Source organism: Streptomyces sp. NPDC002004 (assembly GCF_053593975.1).
In genome coordinates this window covers 21,367-40,728 of sequence record NZ_JBSFDP010000009.1, presented here as the reverse complement: position 1 = coordinate 40,728, position 19,362 = coordinate 21,367, and the positions used below count along the sequence as shown (strand labels likewise).

The window sequence follows — 19,362 nt, the reverse complement described above, 5'->3', positions numbered from 1 at the left end:
AGTGTCGCCCGCCGCACGGCTGTTGTTCGCCCGGAGTACCGGTGCCGTGCCACCCGTGTTGGGGGAGACGGCCCACCCTTCTCCTCGACACCGGCAAGATCACCTCGTGGAGAGGCCACTCCTGTGCCGCACACCGCTTCCCCGTCCCGCCGCCGGGCCGTCGCCGCCGCGGGCGGCGTCCTCGCACTCGTCGGCGTCGGCCTGAACGCACCCGCACACGCGGCGAGTTACGGAACCCCGACCATCTCCCTGTCCGCCTCGTACCTGTCCGGGGCCGTCGGGGCGACCGGCGACCCGACCGTGACCGTCACCGTCGGGCAGAGCGGTGCGGACGCCTCATCGCTGACCGTGGCGGCCTCGGCCAGCACGAAGTCCTCGGTCGCCCAGCCGGGCGACGTCTCCGTCGCCGGGACCGGCGCCACCCGGAGCGTCGCCGTGGCCGCGCGCGGCCGGGGCTACACCGACCTCACCCTCAAGGTGACCGGACTGGGCGGCAGGACGGCCACCAAGACCCTGCACTACGCCGCGTCGGCCGCCGTCCAGCAGGCGGCGGACACCCGCTACTTCACCGGGTCGTCCGACGCGTCGGCCGCCGTGGACGTGGGCGGCGGGTACGTCCTCGTCGCCGACGACGAGTCCAATGTGCTGCGGCTGTACGACGGTTCGGCCTCCGGAGCGCCCGTGAGGACGTGGGACTTCAGCTCCCGCATCGGCGTGGACAAGGAGATCGACATCGAGGGCGCGGCCCGCGTCGGTGACACGGTCTACTGGACGGGATCGCTGGGCAACAACAAGGACGGCGAGTACAAGTCCGCCCGCAACACCGTCTTCACCACCACGGTGACCGGGAGCGGCGCGTCGACGCAGCTGACCTACGGCTCCGCCTACCGGAAGCTGCGTGACGACCTCGTGGCCTGGGACGAGGCGAACGGCGGCCGGTACGGCTTCGCGGCCGGTACGGCCGCCGGCCAGGTGCCCAAGCAGATCGACGGGTTCAACGTCGAGGGCCTGGAGTTCGCCCCCGGTTCGTCCACCACCGCGTACATCGGCTTCCGCGCCCCGCTGGTGCCCCCGCAGAACGGCGGCAAGGCGCTGCTCGTGCCGGTCACCAACATCGACAAGGTGGTCGGCAGCGGTGCGAAGCCGGTCTTCGGGGCGCCGGTCGAGCTGGACCTCGGCGGGCTCTCCGTCCGCGACATCCGCAAGAACGCCGCCGGCCAGTATCTGATCGTGGCCGGCAGCTGGGCCGCCGACGACAACTTCGACCCGTATGCGCTCTACCAGTGGGACGGGGTGGCGGGGCACGCGCCGGTCAAGCGCGTGGACCTGCCGACGAGCGACCCGGGCGGCTGGGAGGCCGTCGTGTCGGTGCCGGACCTGTCGGCGCCGGGTGCCCGCGCGCGGCTGCTCACGGACGACGGCTCCGCCGACCTGTACGGGGACGGTACGGAGGCCAAGGACCTCACCCACCCGGAGTGGAAGAAGTCCAGGGCCACGTGGTTCACGGTGTCCTGACGGTCCGGAGGTACTGGAGGGTGTCGTGCGGCCGGGGGAGACTGGCCGCATGACCGTATCGATGTACCACCTCGTGGTGGACGCGCACGATCTGCCGGCCCAGGCGCGGTTCTGGTGCCAGGTGCTGGACTGGAAGGTGCTCTTCGAGGCCGAGGACGAAGTCGTCATCGGCGCCGGTGTGTCGGCGTACCCGGGGATGTGCTTCGTGCCGGTGCCGGAGGCGAAGACCGTGAAGAACCGGCTGCACATCGACCTGGCGCCGGACGACCAGGACGCCGAGGTCGAACGGATCCTCGCGCTCGGGGCACGCCGCGCCGGGGTGGGGCAGGGCGAGGACGTGGGCTGGGTGGTCCTGGAGGACCCCGAGGGCAACGAGTTCTGTGTGCTGCGGCCGAAGAACTCGCTCGTCGACTGAGCATGCGGCCGCTGCGGGCCGGCCGACCCGGGTCGGCCGGGTGCGCCGCGCTCATGTGTACGGGTGTACGCATCGATGGGTACACTCGTACACATGGGATACGTGCTCCTCGCGGGAGCCATCGCCGCCGAGGTCACCGCGACCACGGCCATGAAGTACGCGGACGGATTCAGCAGACTCTGGCCCACGCTGATCACCGTCGCCGGCTATCTCGTCGCCTTCGTGCTGCTGGCCCAGACGCTCAAGACCATCCAGGTCGGCACGGCCTACGCCATCTGGGCCGGGGTCGGCACCGCCGTCATCGCCGGGATCGGCATGCTGTTCCTCGACGAGCCGATGACGGCGGCCAAGCTCGCCGGGATCGCCCTCGTCATCGGCGGAGTGGTCCTGCTCAACCTGGGCGGTGCCCACTGATGACCGGGACCAGGCCATGACGCGCCGCTACGACCCCGAGCGCCGTCAGCGCATCATCGACGCCGCGATCCGTGTCGTCGGCGCGCACGGCATCGCCGGACTCAGCCACCGCTCCGCCGCCGCCGAGGCGGACGTGCCGCTCGGCTCCACGACGTACCACTTCAAGACCCTCGACGAGCTCCTCGTCGCCGCGCTGCGCCAGGCCAACGAGGGTTTCGCCAAGGTGGTGCGCAGCCGCGGCGCGCTGGAGGACCGCCGCACCGACCTCGCCGGCGAACTCGCCGGGCTGATGGGGGAGTGGCTCGCCGGGGACCCCACGGGCGTCGAGCTCGAGTACGAGCTCTACCTCGCCGCCCTGCGCCGCCCCGCCCTGCGGCCGGTCGCCGCCGAGTGGTGCGAGGGTCTCGCCGATCCGCTGGCCCGGCGCACCGACCCGGTGACCGCGCGGGCGCTCGTCGCGCTCATGGACGGCATCTGCCTTCAGGTGCTGCTCACGGGCGGGGCGTACGACGAGGCGTATGCGCGGGAGATGCTGCACCGGGTGATCGCGGGGCCCGGCCCGGGTCCCGGGGAGGAGCCGGAGCCGTCGGCTCCGTGACGTCCGTGACCGCCGCGAGCGCGGCCGCGACGCTGCCCGCCACGTCCGTCACCGGGTAGAACACCTCGCGCACCACCCGCTCCCGGTCCACGACGAGTGTGAGCCGCTTGAGCCGGCTGGCGCCGGCCGCGCGGAAGGTCGGCAGGCGCAGCGCCGCCGCCAGCTCCAGATCCGTGTCCGACAGCAGCGGAAAGCCGAGCCGCTCCGCGTCGGCGAACGCCCGCTGTTCGTCGGGGCGTTGGGTGGACACGCCGTGCACCGTGGCGCCGGCCGCCGTGAAGTCGGCGAGCCGGTCGCGGTAGGTGCACGACTCCAGGGTGCAGCCGGGTGCGCCCGGGATCCCGGACCAGCCCGGCGGATACGCATCCGGCCGGGCGTAGCCGCCGGGGAAGCAGTACAGGACCGTGTACGCGGTGCCGGCGACCGGGTCGCGCGGGGCGCCGTCCAGGTCGGTGAGCCGGAGCTCGGGGACGCGGGTGCCGCGCAGCTCGTGGACCCGCCGGGCCTCGGCCGAGCCCGGGTCCGCCGTCGCCGTCGTCGCGCCGTCGCCCAGGACCCAGGCGTCGCCCCAGTCCTGCAGGGCCACCAGGACCGGCACCAGGGCCCGGCCGCGCGGCGTGAGCCGGTACTCGTGGCGCACCGGCCGCTCCTGGTACGGCGTCCGGGAGACCACGCCCGCGTCCACGAGGAGATGCAGCCGCTCCGTCAACACCTTGCGGGAGACGCCGAGTTCCTGTTGCAGCCCCTCGAAGCGGTGCACCCCGCGGGCCAGGTCCCGGACGACCAGCAGCGTCCACCAGTCACCGACCACGTCCAGGGCCTGCGCGATCGAGCAGTCGGCGTCGCCGAGGCTGGTCCGTCTGGCCATGGCTCTGTGCTCCTCCCGGCGGAAACGTCGTTGACCGGAGACTCGCATCCTGACATAGTCCGTTCCCAAAAGAAACTGACTCGGGCGGCGGAGACCCGGGCGGAGCTGATCGCCGGAACCACGAGGTCCGGCGGGGGAATCGGGGGAGCAGGCGCATGCGAGCGCTGAAAGACGTGCCGCGCACGGTGTGGCTGCTGGCCTGCGGCCAGTTCGCCACCATGGTCGTGAGCCTCACCTTCGTCTATCTGTTCCTCTATCTCACCGGCCCGCGCGGCCTCGACGTCGGCCAGGCGGGCCTGATCAGCGGCATCGGCGGCGCCGGAGTCGTCGCGGGCAACTTCACGGGCGGCTGGTTCGGCGACCGCTTCGGCCACCGCCGGGTCCTGCTCGTCGCCGCCGTCGCCTCCGGACTTGTCCTCGTCGCGCTGCCCGTCATCCCGACGCCCGCGCTCTGTCTGGCGCTACCGGTCTCCGAGTACGCCGTCGGCGTGGTGCGCGCCGCCGGCGCGGCGCTCGTCGCGGTGATCGTCCCCGAGGGTGCCCGCCGCCAGGCCTTCGCCGTCGTCCGTGCCGCCGCCAACGCGGGCTTCACCGTGGGCCCCGTGCTCGGCGCGCTGGTCGCCACCCATGCCTCGTACGGCTGGCTGTTCGTCGCCGACGGGGCCGGCACGCTCTTCCTCGCGCTGTGGACCGCGCGGGTGGTCCCGGCGCGCGGCGCGACCCGGGAGACGGCGGCCCCGGAACACGCCGGCGGCCGGCTGTGGCCCGAGCTGCGGGCACGGCCCGCCGTGCTGGTGCTGCTCGGCGCGATCCTGGTCGTCGACCTGGTATACCGGCAGCAGTACTCGACGTTCCCCGTCTTCCTCGCCGCCCACGGCATGGACGCGCAGGTCTACGGCGCCCTGCTGGCGATCAACGGCGGCGTGATCCTCTGCCTGGAGCTCCCCGCTGCGGTCGCCCTGCGGCGGCGCTCCCCGCTCGCCGTCGTCGGCACCGGACTGCTGCTGGTCGCCGGGGGCTACGCGGCCCTGCTCGCCGGCGCCTCGCTCGCCACCGCCGTCACCATGATGACGCTGCTGACGCTCGGCGAGGTCCTGTACAAGTCCACGGCCACGGCCTACGTCGCCGACCAGGCCCCGGACCATGTGCAGGGCCGCTTCCAGAGCCTGTACTCCGGAGCCTCGGTCAGTGGCACCGTCCTCGCCGCGCCCCTCGGCGGTGCCCTCTACGCGGCGGCACCCTCGGCGCTGTGGCCCGCCTGCGCGGCCCTCGGGGCGCTGGCCGGGACGGCGGTGCTCGTCGCGGGCCGGCTGCGCCGGACACCGGCCCGTACCTGGTGGGGACCGCGCCCGGACGCTGAGACCGGTTCGCCTCGGCGGGTCCTCGGCGGTTAGGTTGCTGGCATGACCGACTCGACTGCTACTCGCACCACCGGCGCCGTCGCCGCCGGCCTCGCCACCCTCACCGCGGACGGCACCGTCCTCGACACCTGGTTCCCCGCTCCCGAGCTCGTCGCGGCGTCCGCCGAGGGCCTCGGCCCGGCCGGCACCGAGCGCCTGTCCGCCGACCGTGCCGTGGAGCTGCTCGGCGAGGGTGCCGCGAAGGCCATCGGCCCGGACGCCCGCCGTGGCGTCGAGGTGGTCGCCGTCCGTACGGTCATCGCCTCGCTCGAGGACAAGCCGCTGGACGCGCACGACGCGTACCTGCGTCTCCACCTGCTGTCCCACCGTCTGGTGAAGCCGCACGGCCAGAACCTCGACGGGCTCTTCGGCCTGCTCTCCAACGTCGCCTGGACCTCGCTCGGCCCGGTTGCCGTCGACGACGTCGAGAAGGTCCGTCTGAATGCCCGCGCCGAGGGCCTGCACCTCCAGGTGACCTCCATCGACAAGTTCCCGCGCATGACGGACTACGTCGCGCCGAAGGGCGTCCGCATCGCCGACGCCGACCGTGTCCGCCTCGGCGCGCACCTCGCCCAGGGCACCACGGTCATGCACGAGGGCTTCGTCAACTTCAACGCCGGCACCCTCGGCACCTCCATGGTCGAGGGCCGCATCTCCGCGGGCGTCGTCGTCGGCGACGGCTCCGACATCGGCGGCGGCGCCTCCACCATGGGCACCCTCTCCGGCGGCGGCAACGTCATCATCTCCATCGGCGAGCGCTGCCTCATCGGCGCCGAGGCGGGCGTCGGCATCGCCCTGGGCGACGAGTGCGTCGTGGAGGCCGGCCTCTACGTCACCGCGGGCACCCGCATCACCATGCCCGACGGCCAGATCGTCAAGGCACGCGAGCTCAACGGCGCCTCCAACATCCTCTTCCGCCGCAACTCGGTCACCGGCACGGTCGAGGCCCGCCCGAACAACGCGGTCTGGGGCGGCCTGAACGACATCCTGCACAGCCACAACTGACCCAGGGCGGCCGCGACCTGCGGCCGCCCCACCGACCACTGAGCGACCTGCCGACGAGCCGTCGGCAGCGGGCGCGGTCGGTCTTCGCCGAGTGCCCTTCCACGGCCCGAGCACGGCCCTGGGAGGGCACTCGCGCGTCGGTGCCGTGCGGCTCGTACGGGCCGGCTCCTCGGGCTACGCGTTCCGGTCCGCTTCCCGGGCCGCCCGCTCCAGCCGGCTCCGGTGGTTCTCCCACCACGCCGGATCGCCCGGCGCCATGCTGTCGTTGCCCTTGTTCATCCCCACGGAACCGTCCATGAGTTCCCGGATGATGTCGGCGTGCCCGGCGTGCCGGTGCGTGTCGGCGATCACGCGCACCACGGCATGGTGCAGCGTCACTTCGTTCCGGTCCTCCGCCCACCACGGCACCCTGCCTATGGTGTCCAGCGCCAGCGCCTCGATCGTCGCGTCCGCATGCGCCCACGCCCTGCGGTAGAGCTCCACGATGTGCTTGCGTGACTCGTCGGCGGTGGCCCACATGTCCGCGTTGGGCTCGGCACCGTCCTCGAGCCAGGGCAGCGGCTCGCCGGACGGCCGTCCGAAGGTGTCGCCGAGATAGCCCAGTTCCACGCCGGCCACATGCTTCACCAGGCCCAGGAGATTGGTGCCGGTCGGCGTCAGCGGGCGGCGGACGTCGTACTCCGAGAGCCCTTCGAGCTTCCACAGCAGGGCATCACGGGCGGACTGGAGGTACAAGCGAAGGTCGGCCTTGGGGTCCGATGCGGTCATGGGGCCAGTCTGCCGTCCGACGGGCCCTGTGCGGGTGGGGGACGTCAGGCGGCACCCGCCCGTGCGTCGACGAGCGCGCGGTACGCCGCGAGCAGTCCCTCCGTCGCCTCCCGGTCCGCGGGACGCAGCGGGGAGCGGACCGGGCCCGCCGGGAGGCCGAGCGCACCGAGCAGGGCCTTCGCCGTGACCGTGCCGGGCAGGCCGGATGCCATCATCGCCTCCATGAGGGGCAGGGCCGCGCGCTGGAGCCGGGCCGCCCCGGCCGTGTCGCCGGAGTCGAACGCGTCGAGGATGGCGCGGAGTTCGGCCGGGGCGGCGTTGGCGACCGTCGAGACGTACCCCGCGCCCCCGACCGCGTACAGCGGCAGGACGAACTCCTCGCAGCCCGCGTAGTACGCGAGATCCGTGCGGGCCATCACGTGCTGGCTGCCGAACAGGTCGTAGGCGCAGTCCTTGACCGCGACGACGCGCGGATGCGGGGCCAGGCGCAGCAGGCTGTCCGGTTCGATCCGGGTGCCGGTGCGGCCGGGGATGTCGTACAGCATCAGCGGAAGCCCGGAGGCGTCCGCGATCTGACGGAAGTGGGCCTCGACCGCGTCCTGCGGCGGCCTGCTGTAGTACGGCGCCACGACCAGCAGACCGTCGGCGCCCGCCTTCTCGGCCGCGAGGGCGAGCTCGACCGTGTGCCGGGTGTCCGCGGTGCCCACGCCCGCCACGATCGCCGCGCGGCCACCGACCGCCTCGGAGACGGCGCGCACGAGCGCGGACTTCTCGGAGTCCGTGGTCGTCGGCGACTCGCCCGTGGTCCCGGACAGCACCAGCCCGTCGCACCCCCGGCCCACCAGCCGGTCCGCGAGTCGCTGGGCGCCGTCCAGGTCGAGCACCCCGGTGTCCGTGAACGGCGTGATCATGGCGCAGAGCGCGCGGCCGAAGGGCCTCGATGTGGTCATGAACGTAGTGTCGGCAGGCCGACTGTGTAGCACCACTTAATTCTTCTACGGAATACGGGTCAGGTCTGCTACGGCGTGGTGTCGGACTAAGGTCATCGAGGAGGTGCATGGGATGAGCGGGGCAGGGGCGTTCCCCGGAACGGAACGCGTCGATCTGGGGGAAGTGCCGTACACCGATGCCGTGGAGCGCATGGCCGGCTGGGCCGGGCAGCGGCGGGCGGGGGAGATCGCGGACCGGCTGGTGCTGCTGAGCCATCCGCCCGTCATCACCTACGGCTCGCGGACACCGCCCGCGGATCTGCCCGTCGACTCCCCGGTCCCTCTGGTCGCGGTGGACCGCGGCGGCCAGGCGACGTACCACGGGCCCGGACAGCTCATCGGCTACCTCGTGCTCGACCTGCGCGAGCGCGAGCGCCGCAGCGGTCCCGGCGATGTCGTGCGCCGGCTGGAGAACGGGCTGATCCGGGCGTGCGCCGCGCTCGGCTTCGAAACCGTCCGGCGCGACACTCCGCCCGGGGCGCAGAGCCTGGTGGGCGTATGGACACCCGGCGGCGAAAAACTCGTGTCCATCGGGATGCGCATCCGCGGCGGCGTCACCAGCCACGGCTTCGCGCTCAACGTGGCCTCGGACCTGGCCGAGTTCGCCAGGTTCACGGCCTGCGGGCTGCCCGAGGTCGCGATGACCTCACTCGCCGCGATGGCGGCGGCCCGGGGCCGGCCCGTGCCCACCGACCGCGAGGTCAGGGACGCCGTGGCGGTGGCGCTCGGCGCGGCCTGAGCCGGCCCGCCCCCGCACGCCCTGGTGCGCATCCGCGGGTGTGTGCTGCACCATGACATCAAGTGCCCCGTCACGGGAGGCGTCATGAAACTCGGCAAGGCGCTCGCGACCGGTGTCGCGGAGGAACGGCAGCGCGAGACCACGCACGACCAGGAACACGAGGGCGACGCACGGCCCGCACGGCTCCACCCGGAGCCGGAGCGCCCGGCCGCCACGACCGTCGCCACGCGCGACGCCGAGGCCCCGGTCGCCGGCTGAGGTTCCGCGGATGAGACTGCGGCTCCCGGCCGAACGCCCGACGGAGCCGCCGACCGGGTACAAGATCACCCACCCGGTGCTGTCCCAGGACGGCACCCGGGTCGGGTTCACCGGTGTCTCCCTGGGCGGCGCCCTGCCGTACGGGGTGCTCGACGAGGCGCGCTGCGCCTACGGACTGCGCCACCGCGCCCCGCACCGCCGCTGCGACTGCGGCTTCCACTGCGTCCATGTGCGCTCCGACGCCGAGGCGCTGCTGTGCACCGCGGAGAACCGGCGGGCCGCGCTCCTCGAGGTCACCGTGCTCGGCGCGTACATCCGGTTCGAACGAGGCTTCCGCTACGCCCGTCAGCGGGTGCGCTCCGTGACCGTGGGGCCCTGCGGCTGCGGTGCCACGGCGACCGCGCTCGCCGACACGGGCCGGGGCCTGCCCGGCTGGATCACCCTGGAGGCCGCCTGCCCGGGGTGCACAGGGGCGCGTACGTCGCTGACGCTCGCCCGCTTCGCCCGGCTGGCCGGCGAAGGGCTGACCGTGCGCGCGGGCGCCGCCCGCACCGTGGCCGCGCCGCCCGCCGACCTGGGGGTGCCCGAACTGGTCGCGGAGGCGGCGCTGCTCCAGGCCCGCCTCGACTGGTTCCAGACGCAACTGGCCCGGCTCGGACGGGACGGGGACACCATCGCCTGACGCGGTTCTCACCGCGGCCGCCCGCCCGCTTCGCCGCGACGGCCATGTGCCGGGATCTCGTGCGCGAGGCGGCGTTCGGCGTCGGCCCGACCCCGCGTCCCGGCGGGATCTCCGCCCCCTCCACCGCTTCCGCGACGGCGCACCTGCGTCGGCCGGGGCCGAAGGGTGCCCGTCGGTCATGCCCGAAGAGGAGCCCCGCCGCCGCCCCCACCGCCGCGCATCCCGCACCAGGTCCCACGACTCACCGAAAACTCGAACCGCCTGGACAAAAAAAGTTGTCGGTGAGAGTCTGGACGCATGCTGGACGTCACCGTGATCGAGGACCCGGCCGCCGCCGCCGTCTCGCTGGACCCCGTGCGGGCCCGGCTGCTGGCCGAGCTGACGGCGGGGCCCGCCTCCGCCGCGATGCTGGCCGGAAAGGTCGGACTGCCCAGGCAGAAGGTCAACTACCACCTCAAGGCGCTGGAGCGGCACGGCCTGGTCGAGCTCGCGGGCGAGCGCCGCAAGGGCAATGTCACCGAGCGGCTGATGCGTGCGACCGCCGCGTCGTACGTCATCTCGCCGCTCGCCCTCGGCGCCGTGCAGCCCGACCCCGAGCGTGCCCGGGACCAGCTCTCCGCGCGCTGGCTGCTCGCCGTCGCCGCCCGCCTCGTACGCGACATCGGCTCGCTGATCACCGGAGCCACCAAGGCCCGCAAGAGGCTGGCGACCTATGCGCTCGACGGCGAGGTGCGCTTCGCGTCGGCCGCCGACCGGGCCGCCTTCATCGAGGAGCTGACCCAGGGCGTCGGCGCACTCATCCGCAAGTACCACGACGGCACTGCCGAAGGGGGACGGGACCACCGGATCGTGGTCGCCGTGCATCCGACGGTCCGGCCCGACGCCGCATCGGGGCCCCCGGCCGCGGAGCAGGGCTCGCCGTCCCCGGCGGTGGAGGAGGAATCGACACCCCCGGCGGTGGAGGCCGGATCACCGGGTCCGGCGCCGGGCACCGGTGCCGCCCCGTCCGCGACGACATCCGCGACGACAGATACCGAGGGGGCGTCGTGACGCCCCGCAGGACCGGCGCGAACGGCGCCGTGGCCGCCCCGCTGACCCCAGGAGTCATCACCATGTCCAAGGAATTCGAGATCGCCCGCGAGTTCGAGGTCGACGCCACGCCGGAGCAGGTGTGGGAGGCGATCACCAGCGGCACCGGCGGCTGGCTGTGGCCGATGGAGTTCGAGCCGCGCCAGGGCGGCGCCGGACCCTTCGGCTCCACGCTCACGAACTGGGACCCGCCGCACCGGCTCACCAGCCTTGTGGAGAACGTCGAGGGGATGACGCAGCAGACCCTCAACCAGATCGACGAGACCGTCGAACCGCGTGACGAGGGCAGACGCGCCTGGGTGCGCTACGTGCACAGCGGAATCTTCGTCGAGGACTGGGACAACCAGTACGACGGCGCCGACAAGCACACCGACTTCTACCTGCACACCCTGCGCGAGTACCTGACGCACTTCGCCGGCCGCCCGGTCGCCTTCGCGACCCTGAACGGGCCCGTGGCGTCCGTCGCCCCGGACGCCCTCGCCGCCGTCGCACGGGCGCTCGGCCTGAGCGAGGACACGGCGCAGGGCGGGCGCGTCGCGGCCCACGGCCCCGGGGGGCGGTCCCTCGACGCCGTGGTCGACTTCCGCAACCCGTACTTCATCGGACTGCGCACCGACGACGCCCTCGTCCGCTTCTTCGGGCGCAACCACTGGGGCGCCCCGGTCGGCATCAGCGTCCACGACTTCGCGTCGGGTGCCGACGCCAAGGCGAACGAGGCCGCCTGGCAGGACTGGCTGGACGGCGTCTTCGCCTGAGCCGCCCGCCGGGTACGGCGCCGGGGCCCCCGGCGCCGTACCCGCGCCCCTTACGGGTGGAAACGCAGCACCTGCGGGTCGTGGTCGCTGTTCTGGTCCGCGAACTCCGCGTTGATGTGGACGCTGTCGTAGCTGAAGTCGCCGTCCTTGCGGATCCGCGGGCTCACCAGGATCTGGTCGAGGACCTGGCTGTTGCCCTGGTAGTCGTAGGTGTAACGCTCCTTCTTCGGCAGGGACTTGATCGCCGACCAGAGTGCGCGGCCGTCCTCCAGGCGCTGCGCGGTGCCGGAGAACTCGAAGTCGTTGATGTCACCGAGGGCGATCACGTCGGCGCTCGGCTGCGCCTTGAGGATGTCCTTGACGAAGGAGTTCACCTCGGTGGCCTGCTGGTGGCGCTCCGTCTCGGAGCTGCGCACCGGCGGCTGGTACTGCGAGTGCAGCGACTGGTCGCCGCCCTTGGACGCGAAGTGGTTCGCGATCACGAAGACCGTGCGGCCGCGGAAGACGAACTCGCCGGCCAGCGGCTTGCGGCTGTTGGCCCAGGCGTCGCTCGCAGGGTCGATACGCCCCGGGGACAGCGTCAGTGCGGCCTTGCCGTGGGTGCTGGTCACCCCGGTCGCGGTGGTCGAGTCGCCGCCCTGGCGGTCCGTGAAGGAGACACGGTCCGGGTTGAAGAGGAGGACCTGGCGGATGTTGCCGCCCGGCTCGCCGCCGTCCTTGTCGTTGACCGGGTTGATGGAGCGCCACTCGTACCGCGGACCGCCCTTGGCCACGACCGCGTCGATGAACTTCTGCACCGTCACATCGGCGTCGACGGTTCCGTCGTCCTTGGCGCCGTTGTTGTCCTGGATCTCCTCCAGGGCGACGATGTCGGGCGACTGAAGGTGCGTCACCACGCCGTCGGCGAGCTTGTCGAACTTGTCCTGCGGGTCGGTCGGGTCCAGGTTCTCGACGTTGTACGTCGCCACGGCCAGCTCGCCGCTCCGCTGCTTGCGGGTGGTCTCGCGGGCCAGGTCGCCCGTGACCGGCTTGCCCAGCGAACGCGCCGTCAGCGTGTAGCCGCCGAACTGGTTGTAGTCGAGGGGGCCTTCGGTGTCGCCCTGGAGCTCGTCCCCGACGTTCGCGGTCGGGAAGGGCTGGTCGGCAGCCGGGATCAGCGACTGGATCTGCAGCCGGCCGGTGTTCTGCGAGGTGTACGAGCCGTAGACGGTGCCGCCGCGCGTGTCCGCGTGCTCGTGCGGCTTCACGGTGACCCACAGCTCGGAGTACGGGTCCGTGGCCGTGACCACACGGGACGAGCCGATGCGGACGTTCATGCCCTCCAGCGACTCGTAGTAGTCCAGGGCGTAGTCTGCCGGCCGGAGGGTCAGACCGTTGATGGAGCCGTTCGCCGCGGTGTCGCCCTCCGGGGCGTACGCGGAGGGCACCGACTTCGCGTTGATGACGACGGCCTGCGGCAGCGGGTTGCCGGACGACACGACCGTCACCGTGGGCTTGGTGATCTCGGTCACCGACTGGTTTCCGGACGTCGCGCCGCCCGGGACGTACTCCGAGACCGTGCCCGAGACCTTCACCGCGTCACCCACGGCGACCTTCGGGGCCGAGCCGGTGAAGACGAAGACGCCTTCGCTGGTGGCGGGGTCGGCGTCCGGGTCGGGGTCCTGGACCCAGAAGCCCTTGGACGAGCCGTAGGTGCGAATGCCCGTGACGATGCCGGGCACGTCGGTGACCGGCTTGCTCGCGAGCGGGGATATCCGGGTCGCGCCCTGGATGTCATGGATACGGACCTCGTCCGCGTGCGCGGGCGAGGTGACCACCACGGTGGTCACCGTGGAACAGACGGCGGCGACGGTGAGCACGGCGAGACGCGACATGGATCTGCTCGGCTTGCTCGGGGTCTTGCTCGACAAAGGGATCCCTCCGGGGACGTTGGTGAAGCGCCGGGACGAGGGTGGTGCGTGTGATGACACGGGCCGTGCGGTACTGCGGTGACACCGCGGCCCCCCGTGGCCAACTACGGCTTCCTGATGGCTCTCTACGCGCGTCAATCTCTTGTGACCGACGGGTAGTTGTCAAGGTTTCAGCCGTGTACGGAATTTGACGGGTACATGAACCGGGTCAAGAAGGGCGGTTCGGCAGGGGGCTCGTCGGAGCGCGCTCATCCTCGACCGGCGGGAGGGATGGGACGAATCCGTCTAGGCTGAGCCGTGAACCCCGATGCCCGGAGGAGAAACCAGCCGATGTCAGCCAGCACCCCCATGCCCCCGGTGCGACTGCACTCCGAAGCGGAGCTCGCGCGGGACGCGCTCGCGGCGCCGCTGTTCGCCCGCGCCGTACGGCTCGCCCGCTGGGCGGGGCCCGAGACCCGGGTGGGTGCGGGCGGTGAACTCGTCGACGAGCAGCTGCCGGCCGCCGCGCAGGCGCTGGGTCTGCCGGACGACGAGGACGCCGCCGCATACGCCAGCGAGGCCTGGCGGGTCGCCGTCGACACCGGACTCGTCGAGATCGCCGACGAGGAGGAGGGCACCGTCGTCGCCGGTGCCGCCCTCGTGCTCGTCGGCACCGGATCGCCGCAGGACGTCCTGGGGCTCTGGCGCACGGCGCTCGACACCGTCCTCGCCGACGCGAGCGTGCCGGACCTCGACGATCTCGTCGACGCCATCGAGGGCGGCGGCACCGTCGACTTCGACCGGCTCGGCTGGGACCCGGAGGCCGAGGCCGACTTCCTCGACGGTGTGCTCGGCAACCTGTACCTGCTCTCCGTCCACCAGGAGGGGCCGGGCGACGAGCCCGTGCCGCTGCCCGCGCTCGCCGCGTCGATGATCGTGCCGGACGACATGGGGGAGCCCACGGACGACATCCTGGAGCAGGTGTCGGACGCGATGATGCGGCTCGACGACCAGTTCCGCACACTCGAACCCATCGGACTCGTCGAGTTCCAGCCCGTCGACGAGGCGCTCATGGCCGACGCGGACGCGGAACCCGCCGCGCCGGTCGACGACTCCGACGTCACGCGGTACGGGATGGTGCGGCTCACCCCGCTCGGCCGGTACGGGGTGCGGGTGCGGATGCTCGAGGCCGGCGTGGAGGCGCCGGCGGTGGGGGAGCTCACCGACAAGGGCGCGGACGCGCTGCTCGCCGGTACGAGCGGGTTTCCGCAGTCCGCCGCCCGTGCCGAGACCGAGCAGTGGCTCGCCCGGCGCGAACCACTGTCCGCGGCACAGGAGTTGCTGGCCGCCGCGCGGGGTGACGACGACGGGGCCCCGCTGCGGCGGCTGCGCTGCCAGCAGGCCCTGTCCCTCGTCGGGAACGAGGCGGAGCCCGCACTGCGGGAGGTGCTCGACGACCCGCAGCTCGGCGGGCTGGCCCGCGTGTGGCTGGTGGAGCACGGGGCTCAGGACGTGCCGCCGCCGTCCGGGGCGATGGTCTTCTGGCTCACCATCGACACGGTGGCCGCGCAGCTGGCGGCCGAGGGCAACTCCGAGGAGCTCCAGGCGCTCGTCGAAGGCCTCGCCGAACAGCACGCAGGCTTCTTCGACACCGCATGGCGTGTCGACCACCCCGCCACGGCCGACGTCCTGGAGGCGATGGGCCGCCTCCACCCCGACAAGAGGGTCGCGAAGGAGGCCCGCAAGGCCGCCTTCAAGGCGAGGTCCCAGCAGGCGGGCTGACGCCCCCTCACGCCCCGCGTCCGCCGCGGGCGGTCCGGTGTCCCCGACCGCCCGCGGCGGACGTCCTGCCTCGCGCGCGGTGCGGTTCCGGTGCGGCTGCCCGGCCGGTGCGGCCTCGCCCGGCCACGCCGGTACGGCCCGCGACCGTCGCCGCGCAGGGAGCCGGGTCGGCCGCGTGGCGAAAAATGACGGGCGGACGGGGGTATTCCTCGGCGGGGAGTAGGCCGGTGTTCAACTGCTGTTCAGGCGGGCCCGGCAGCGTACGGTCGGATCCGAGTCCAGCCGACGTGCCCGTAGGAGAAACCTATGTCGCTCACCCGCAGGGACTTCGCCAGACGAACCGCGCTGACCGGCGCCGGTGTCGCTCTGGCAGGCAGTGCCGGTGTACTGGCCACTGCCCCCGGCGCCCTCGCCTCGCAGGACACCGAGAGCGCAGGCACCCCCGGGGGAGCCGGGCACGACGACGGCGTCGGGTACGGCCCGCTGCTCCCCGACCCGGAGGGTCTGCTCGCGCTGCCCGCCGGCTTCTCGTACCGCGTCATCACGCACAGCGGCGTGACCAAGCTGGAGTCGGGCGAGTTCACGCCGTCGAACCACGACGGCACCTCCACGTTCGAGGGCCTGCGCGGCACGACCCTCCTCGTCAACAACCACGAGCTGAAGGGCCCCCGCGCCGGCTGGACGTACCCGGTTCCGCTCACCGAGGGCCTCGTCTACGACCCGGCCGCGTCCGGCGGCTGCACCGTCGTCGAGGTCCGCCACGGCGGCCATGTCGCGGAGTGGGTGGGCATCGCGGGCACGTCCACCAACTGCGCCGGCGGACGCACCCCCTGGGGCACCTGGCTGACCTGCGAGGAGACCGAGGACAAGGCCGGCCAGAACGGCATGACCAAGGACCACGGCTACGTCTTCGAGGTCGACCCGCAGGACCGCCGGGCCAACCGGAACCCCAAGCCCGTCAAGGCACTTGGTCGGTACGCCCACGAGGCCGTCGTCGTGGATCCGCGGCGCGGCCAGCTGTACCTGACCGAGGATGCGGCCGGCCCGAACGGCCTGCTGTACCGCTGGACCCCGCCGCAGGGCTTCGAGCACGGCCGCGGCCGGCTCGCGACGCTCGCCGACGACGCGGGTGTCCTCCAGGCCCCCAAGTGCTACGACTCCGGCGGCCGTTTCGTCGACGACCTCTCCCGCGCCACGAAGATCGGCACCGTGTACGGCGTCGACTGGGTCGACGTCCCGGACCGTGACGCGAAGACCGTCTCGGTGCGCAAGCAGTTCGCCGCCGGTGAGATCACCCGGGCCCGCAAGCTCGAGGGCATGTGGTGGGGCGACGGCGGCACGTACATCGTCTCCTCCTTCGCCCGCGAGGAGAGCCCGGTGCAGCACGACGGGCAGGTGTGGTTCTACGACCCGAAGCGCCGCACCCTCACCCTGAAGGTGCTGCTCGGCGTGAACCAGGACCCGTCACGGGACGGCGCCTTCGACGGCCCCGACAACATCACCGTCTCGCCCTACGGCGGCCTCGTCATCGCCGAGGACGGCGAAGGCATCCAGCACCTGTTCGGTGCGACCGACAGCGGTCGCACGTACCCCATCGCGCGCAACGAGCTGAACATCGGCACCGAGGAGGAGCCGGAGTACAGCGAGTTCACCGGCGTCACCTTCTCGCCCGACGGCTGCACCCTGTACGCGAACATCCAGGAGCCGGGCATCATGCTGGCGATCACCGGGCCCTGGAAGCGCCAGCGCAGGTAGGCACGGACTCCCTTCGTACCCTGCCGCCGCCCGGGGTGTCCGCCCGGGCGGCGGTCTCAGTCCTCGGTGCCCGAGCCGGAGTCGTCCCCCCGCAGCTCCCGCCAGAACTGTGTGCGGCGCACCACGTACAGAGCCGCGACCAGAACGGCCACCTGCAGGGCCACGGCGAGCAGCCAGAAGGTGACCTCGCTCGTCAGCTCGTTCGTCATATAGCTGAAGTTCATGCCGAAGAACCCGGTGAGGAAGGTCAGCGGCAGGAAGATCGTCGACAGGATGGTCAGGCGGTTGATCACGGCGTTCTGCTCGCCGCCGACCAGGGACGAATAGGTGACCATCGCCCGGCGCGTGGCGTTCTGAAGCTCCTCGATGGCCCCGAGCACCCGGCTCGCACTGGTCTCGTACGCGCGGTGCAGCGCCCGCCGCTCCTCGGGGACGTCACGGTCCACCGCCCGGCGCGTGAGGACCTCCTGCATCGCCTGCGCGAAGGGCAGGAGCCCGTGGTGCAGCGTGGCCGCGCGGCGTCGCAGCAGGGCCATCGCGTAGACCTGCTGCTGGTTGCGTTCCTCGAACATCTCGTCCTCGAGGTCCTCCACCTCCAGGACGCCCTGCGTCGCGGACCGGCGGAACGTCTCCAGGGCGCCCTGCAGCAGCAGGAACACGGTGGCGATGTGGTCGGGGGGACGGTCGTGCTGCAACCGGGCGGTGAAGCGCTGGAGCAGGGCGACCGGACCGCGGTGGACCGTGATCAGATACTGCTCGCTCATCACGGCGTGCACATGGACGACCTCGTCGTCCTGGATCACGGGCAGGACGAACCCCGCCGTCCGCCCCTCGTCCTCGGCCCGTGGGGGTTCGCCCTCCCTGCCGAACCAGTCCAGCTCCTGCGCGTCCAGCCCCAGCAGGTGGGCGACCTGCTCCTCCTCGGGCGACCCCTCCTCCGGCAGTTCGACGTCCACGACCAGGAACCGGGACGCCGCCAGCCGCTCCCGTGCCCCAGCCATGTCGGTACGCGCGACGGCCCCCTCCGGCATCGACACCACCGTTACGATCACACCCCCCAGCCTGCGCACCCCCCGACGTCCCCGCACACGGAGAGTGGGGCGCACCGGTCGAAGATCCTCCGAACAGGTGGCGGGTCACCCGTCCGGGCGCCCGGTGCGGGGTCGCCCCCGTGGCGGGCCGAGCGGCGAGGGGTGGCGGGGCCGTGCCCGGCTCCGGGCCGACACGAGGGGCCCCGGAGGGGGTCCGGCCGGCTGACTACAGGGCCTCGGCCGCCGGCTGCACCATCCCGCGCACCGTGCGGGATTTGGCGAACCGGCCCATTGCCGTCATCTCCCACTCGCCGGAGAACTGGCGGATCAGCTTCGCCATCATCACACCGGTCTGCGGCTCGGCTCCCGTCAGGTCGAAGCGGACGAGCTCCTCCCCGGTGGCGGCGTCCATCAGCCGGCAGTACGCCTTGGCGACCTCCGTGAACTTCTGGCCCGAGAACGAGTTGACCGTGAAGACCAGGGCCGTCACCTCCTGCGGGATGCGGCCCAGGTCGACCGTGATCACCTCGTCGTCCCCGCCGCCCTCGCCGGTGAGGTTGTCCCCGGAGTGCCTGACCGCGTCGTGCAGGATCGACAGCTTGCCGAAGTAGCAGCTGTCGACGTGGTCGCGCTGCGGGCCGTAGGCGATGACCGAGGCGTCCAGGTCGATGTCCTTGCCGCGGAAGGCGGGCTCCCAGCCGAGGCCCATCCTGACCTGCGACAGCAGCGGCCGGCCGCCCTTGACCAGGGACACCGTCTGGTTCTTCTGAAGGCTGACGCGTCCCTTGTCCAGGCTGATCTTTTCGGCACCGGGAGCCGGGGCGGCAGGGGCAGCGGCCGGGGGCGCCGGCGCGTCCGCCGCGGGGGCGGGCGTGGGGGACGGGGCCGGTGAGGGTGCGGGCTCCTCGACCGTCACCCCGAAGTCCGTGGCGATGCCCGCCAGACCGTTCGCATACCCCTGGCCGACCGCGCGGGCCTTCCACTGACCGTTGCGCAGATAGATCTCGACGATCACCAGGGCCGTCTCGGTGCCGAGCTGCGGCGGTGTGAACGTGGCCAGCGGCGACCCCGTGTCCGCGTCGCGGATCGTGGCCGTCGGCTCGATGCCCTGGAAGGTCTGGCCCGCCGCGTCCGGGCTGGCCGTGACGACGATCTTCTCGATGCCCGGGGGTACCGCGGCCGTGTCGACCGTGATGGCGTCCGGTGCGGTGCCGCCGCCCGAGCGGTGGGTGACACCCGGGCCCGCGGGCTGGTTGTAGAAGATGAAGTCGTCGTCCGAACGGACCTTCCCGTCGGCCGTGAGGAGCAGGCCCGAGACGTCGAGCCGGACCGGTGCGGTGACGTCCACCGCCACGCGGGTGGCGGAGAGCGGGATGTTCGAGCCTGGGGTCATAGCTGTCATGCCAGGGG

General features: G+C 72.5%; 19 protein-coding genes. 13 read left to right on the top strand and 6 right to left on the bottom strand.

Features of this window, described 5'->3' with window-relative positions; genetic code table 11:
- Window positions 1–123 precede the first annotated feature (123 nt).
- From ACWCP6_RS16350 to ACWCP6_RS16335, 4 genes are all read left to right on the top strand, one after another.
- Entirely contained in the window at window positions 124–1,515 is a 1,392-nt protein-coding gene (locus tag ACWCP6_RS16350; protein WP_450933106.1) for a hypothetical protein, read from the top strand.
- A gap of 49 nt (window positions 1,516–1,564) precedes the next feature.
- On the top strand, window positions 1,565–1,930 hold the full coding sequence (locus ACWCP6_RS16345) for a VOC family protein (RefSeq protein WP_450933105.1): 366 nt from the start codon (window positions 1,565–1,567) through the stop codon (window positions 1,928–1,930).
- Between the two features lie 93 nt (window positions 1,931–2,023).
- Window positions 2,024–2,344 carry a DMT family transporter gene (locus tag ACWCP6_RS16340; RefSeq protein ID WP_450933104.1) on the top strand — a complete coding sequence of 107 codons (321 nt, stop codon included), beginning with the start codon at window positions 2,024–2,026 and terminating at the stop codon, window positions 2,342–2,344.
- Window positions 2,345–2,360: 16 nt separating this feature from the next.
- On the top strand, window positions 2,361–2,942 hold the full coding sequence (locus ACWCP6_RS16335) for a TetR/AcrR family transcriptional regulator (protein WP_450933281.1): 582 nt from the start codon (window positions 2,361–2,363) through the stop codon (window positions 2,940–2,942).
- On the opposite strand, the gene ACWCP6_RS16330 is transcribed toward ACWCP6_RS16335, so the two are convergent.
- Entirely contained in the window at window positions 2,836–3,810 is a 975-nt protein-coding gene (locus ACWCP6_RS16330) for a winged helix-turn-helix transcriptional regulator (protein ID WP_450933103.1), read from the bottom strand. The genes ACWCP6_RS16335 and ACWCP6_RS16330 overlap by 107 nt on opposite strands.
- A 155-nt stretch (window positions 3,811–3,965) precedes the next feature.
- Between ACWCP6_RS16330 and ACWCP6_RS16325 the strand changes: the two genes are divergently transcribed.
- Together ACWCP6_RS16325 and dapD are read left to right on the top strand one after the other, a co-directional pair.
- Window positions 3,966–5,204: an MFS transporter gene (locus tag ACWCP6_RS16325; protein ID WP_450933102.1), complete on the top strand. Its 1,239-nt coding sequence runs from the start codon at window positions 3,966–3,968 to the stop codon at window positions 5,202–5,204.
- Window positions 5,205–5,213: 9 nt separating this feature from the next.
- The gene (gene dapD / locus ACWCP6_RS16320; protein WP_450933101.1) at window positions 5,214–6,215 is read left to right on the top strand and encodes a 2,3,4,5-tetrahydropyridine-2,6-dicarboxylate N-succinyltransferase; all 1,002 of its coding nucleotides are present in this window, start codon (window positions 5,214–5,216) and stop codon (window positions 6,213–6,215) included.
- 174 nt (window positions 6,216–6,389) lie between these two features.
- Here the strand turns inward: dapD and ACWCP6_RS16315 are convergent, their stop codons facing one another.
- Both ACWCP6_RS16315 and dapA read right to left on the bottom strand, forming a co-directional pair.
- Window positions 6,390–6,983, bottom strand: coding sequence for a DinB family protein (locus ACWCP6_RS16315; RefSeq protein WP_450933100.1), 594 nt, complete (start codon window positions 6,981–6,983; stop codon window positions 6,390–6,392).
- A 44-nt stretch (window positions 6,984–7,027) separates the two neighbouring features.
- Window positions 7,028–7,933 (bottom strand): 4-hydroxy-tetrahydrodipicolinate synthase, encoded by a 906-nt coding sequence (dapA, locus tag ACWCP6_RS16310; RefSeq protein WP_450933099.1) that lies wholly within the window; start codon window positions 7,931–7,933, stop codon window positions 7,028–7,030.
- A gap of 112 nt (window positions 7,934–8,045) precedes the next feature.
- On the opposite strand from dapA, the gene lipB reads away from it, so the two are divergent.
- The 5 genes from lipB to ACWCP6_RS16285 all read left to right on the top strand — a co-directional run bounded on the left by lipB (window position 8,046) and on the right by ACWCP6_RS16285 (window position 11,495).
- On the top strand, window positions 8,046–8,711 hold the full coding sequence (lipB, locus tag ACWCP6_RS16305) for a lipoyl(octanoyl) transferase LipB (protein WP_450933098.1): 666 nt from the start codon (window positions 8,046–8,048) through the stop codon (window positions 8,709–8,711).
- Window positions 8,712–8,795: 84 nt separating this feature from the next.
- Window positions 8,796–8,969, top strand: a complete 174-nt coding sequence (locus ACWCP6_RS16300; RefSeq protein WP_450933097.1) for a hypothetical protein — start codon at window positions 8,796–8,798, stop codon at window positions 8,967–8,969.
- 10 nt (window positions 8,970–8,979) lie between these two features.
- Window positions 8,980–9,651 carry a hypothetical protein gene (locus ACWCP6_RS16295; RefSeq protein WP_450933096.1) on the top strand — a complete coding sequence of 224 codons (672 nt, stop codon included), beginning with the start codon at window positions 8,980–8,982 and terminating at the stop codon, window positions 9,649–9,651.
- Between the two features lie 297 nt (window positions 9,652–9,948).
- Window positions 9,949–10,701 carry an ArsR/SmtB family transcription factor gene (locus tag ACWCP6_RS16290; protein ID WP_450933095.1) on the top strand — a complete coding sequence of 251 codons (753 nt, stop codon included), beginning with the start codon at window positions 9,949–9,951 and terminating at the stop codon, window positions 10,699–10,701.
- A 62-nt stretch (window positions 10,702–10,763) separates the two neighbouring features.
- Window positions 10,764–11,495 (top strand): SRPBCC family protein, encoded by a 732-nt coding sequence (locus ACWCP6_RS16285; RefSeq protein WP_450933280.1) that lies wholly within the window; start codon window positions 10,764–10,766, stop codon window positions 11,493–11,495.
- Window positions 11,496–11,545: 50 nt separating this feature from the next.
- On the opposite strand, the gene ACWCP6_RS16280 is transcribed toward ACWCP6_RS16285, so the two are convergent.
- On the bottom strand, window positions 11,546–13,369 hold the full coding sequence (locus tag ACWCP6_RS16280) for an endonuclease/exonuclease/phosphatase family protein (RefSeq protein WP_450933094.1): 1,824 nt from the start codon (window positions 13,367–13,369) through the stop codon (window positions 11,546–11,548).
- A 366-nt stretch (window positions 13,370–13,735) separates the two neighbouring features.
- On the opposite strand from ACWCP6_RS16280, the gene ACWCP6_RS16275 reads away from it, so the two are divergent.
- Both ACWCP6_RS16275 and ACWCP6_RS16270 read left to right on the top strand, forming a co-directional pair.
- On the top strand, window positions 13,736–15,166 hold the full coding sequence (locus ACWCP6_RS16275; protein WP_450933093.1) for a hypothetical protein: 1,431 nt from the start codon (window positions 13,736–13,738) through the stop codon (window positions 15,164–15,166).
- Between the two features lie 306 nt (window positions 15,167–15,472).
- Window positions 15,473–16,921 carry an alkaline phosphatase PhoX gene (locus ACWCP6_RS16270; RefSeq protein ID WP_450933092.1) on the top strand — a complete coding sequence of 483 codons (1,449 nt, stop codon included), beginning with the start codon at window positions 15,473–15,475 and terminating at the stop codon, window positions 16,919–16,921.
- A 56-nt stretch (window positions 16,922–16,977) separates the two neighbouring features.
- On the opposite strand, the gene ACWCP6_RS16265 is transcribed toward ACWCP6_RS16270, so the two are convergent.
- Window positions 16,978–17,973: a magnesium transporter CorA family protein gene (locus ACWCP6_RS16265; RefSeq protein WP_450933091.1), complete on the bottom strand. Its 996-nt coding sequence runs from the start codon at window positions 17,971–17,973 to the stop codon at window positions 16,978–16,980.
- Window positions 17,974–18,178: 205 nt separating this feature from the next.
- Window positions 18,179–19,345: a TerD family protein gene (locus tag ACWCP6_RS16260; protein WP_450933090.1), complete on the bottom strand. Its 1,167-nt coding sequence runs from the start codon at window positions 19,343–19,345 to the stop codon at window positions 18,179–18,181.
- Window positions 19,346–19,362: the final 17 nt, after the last annotated feature.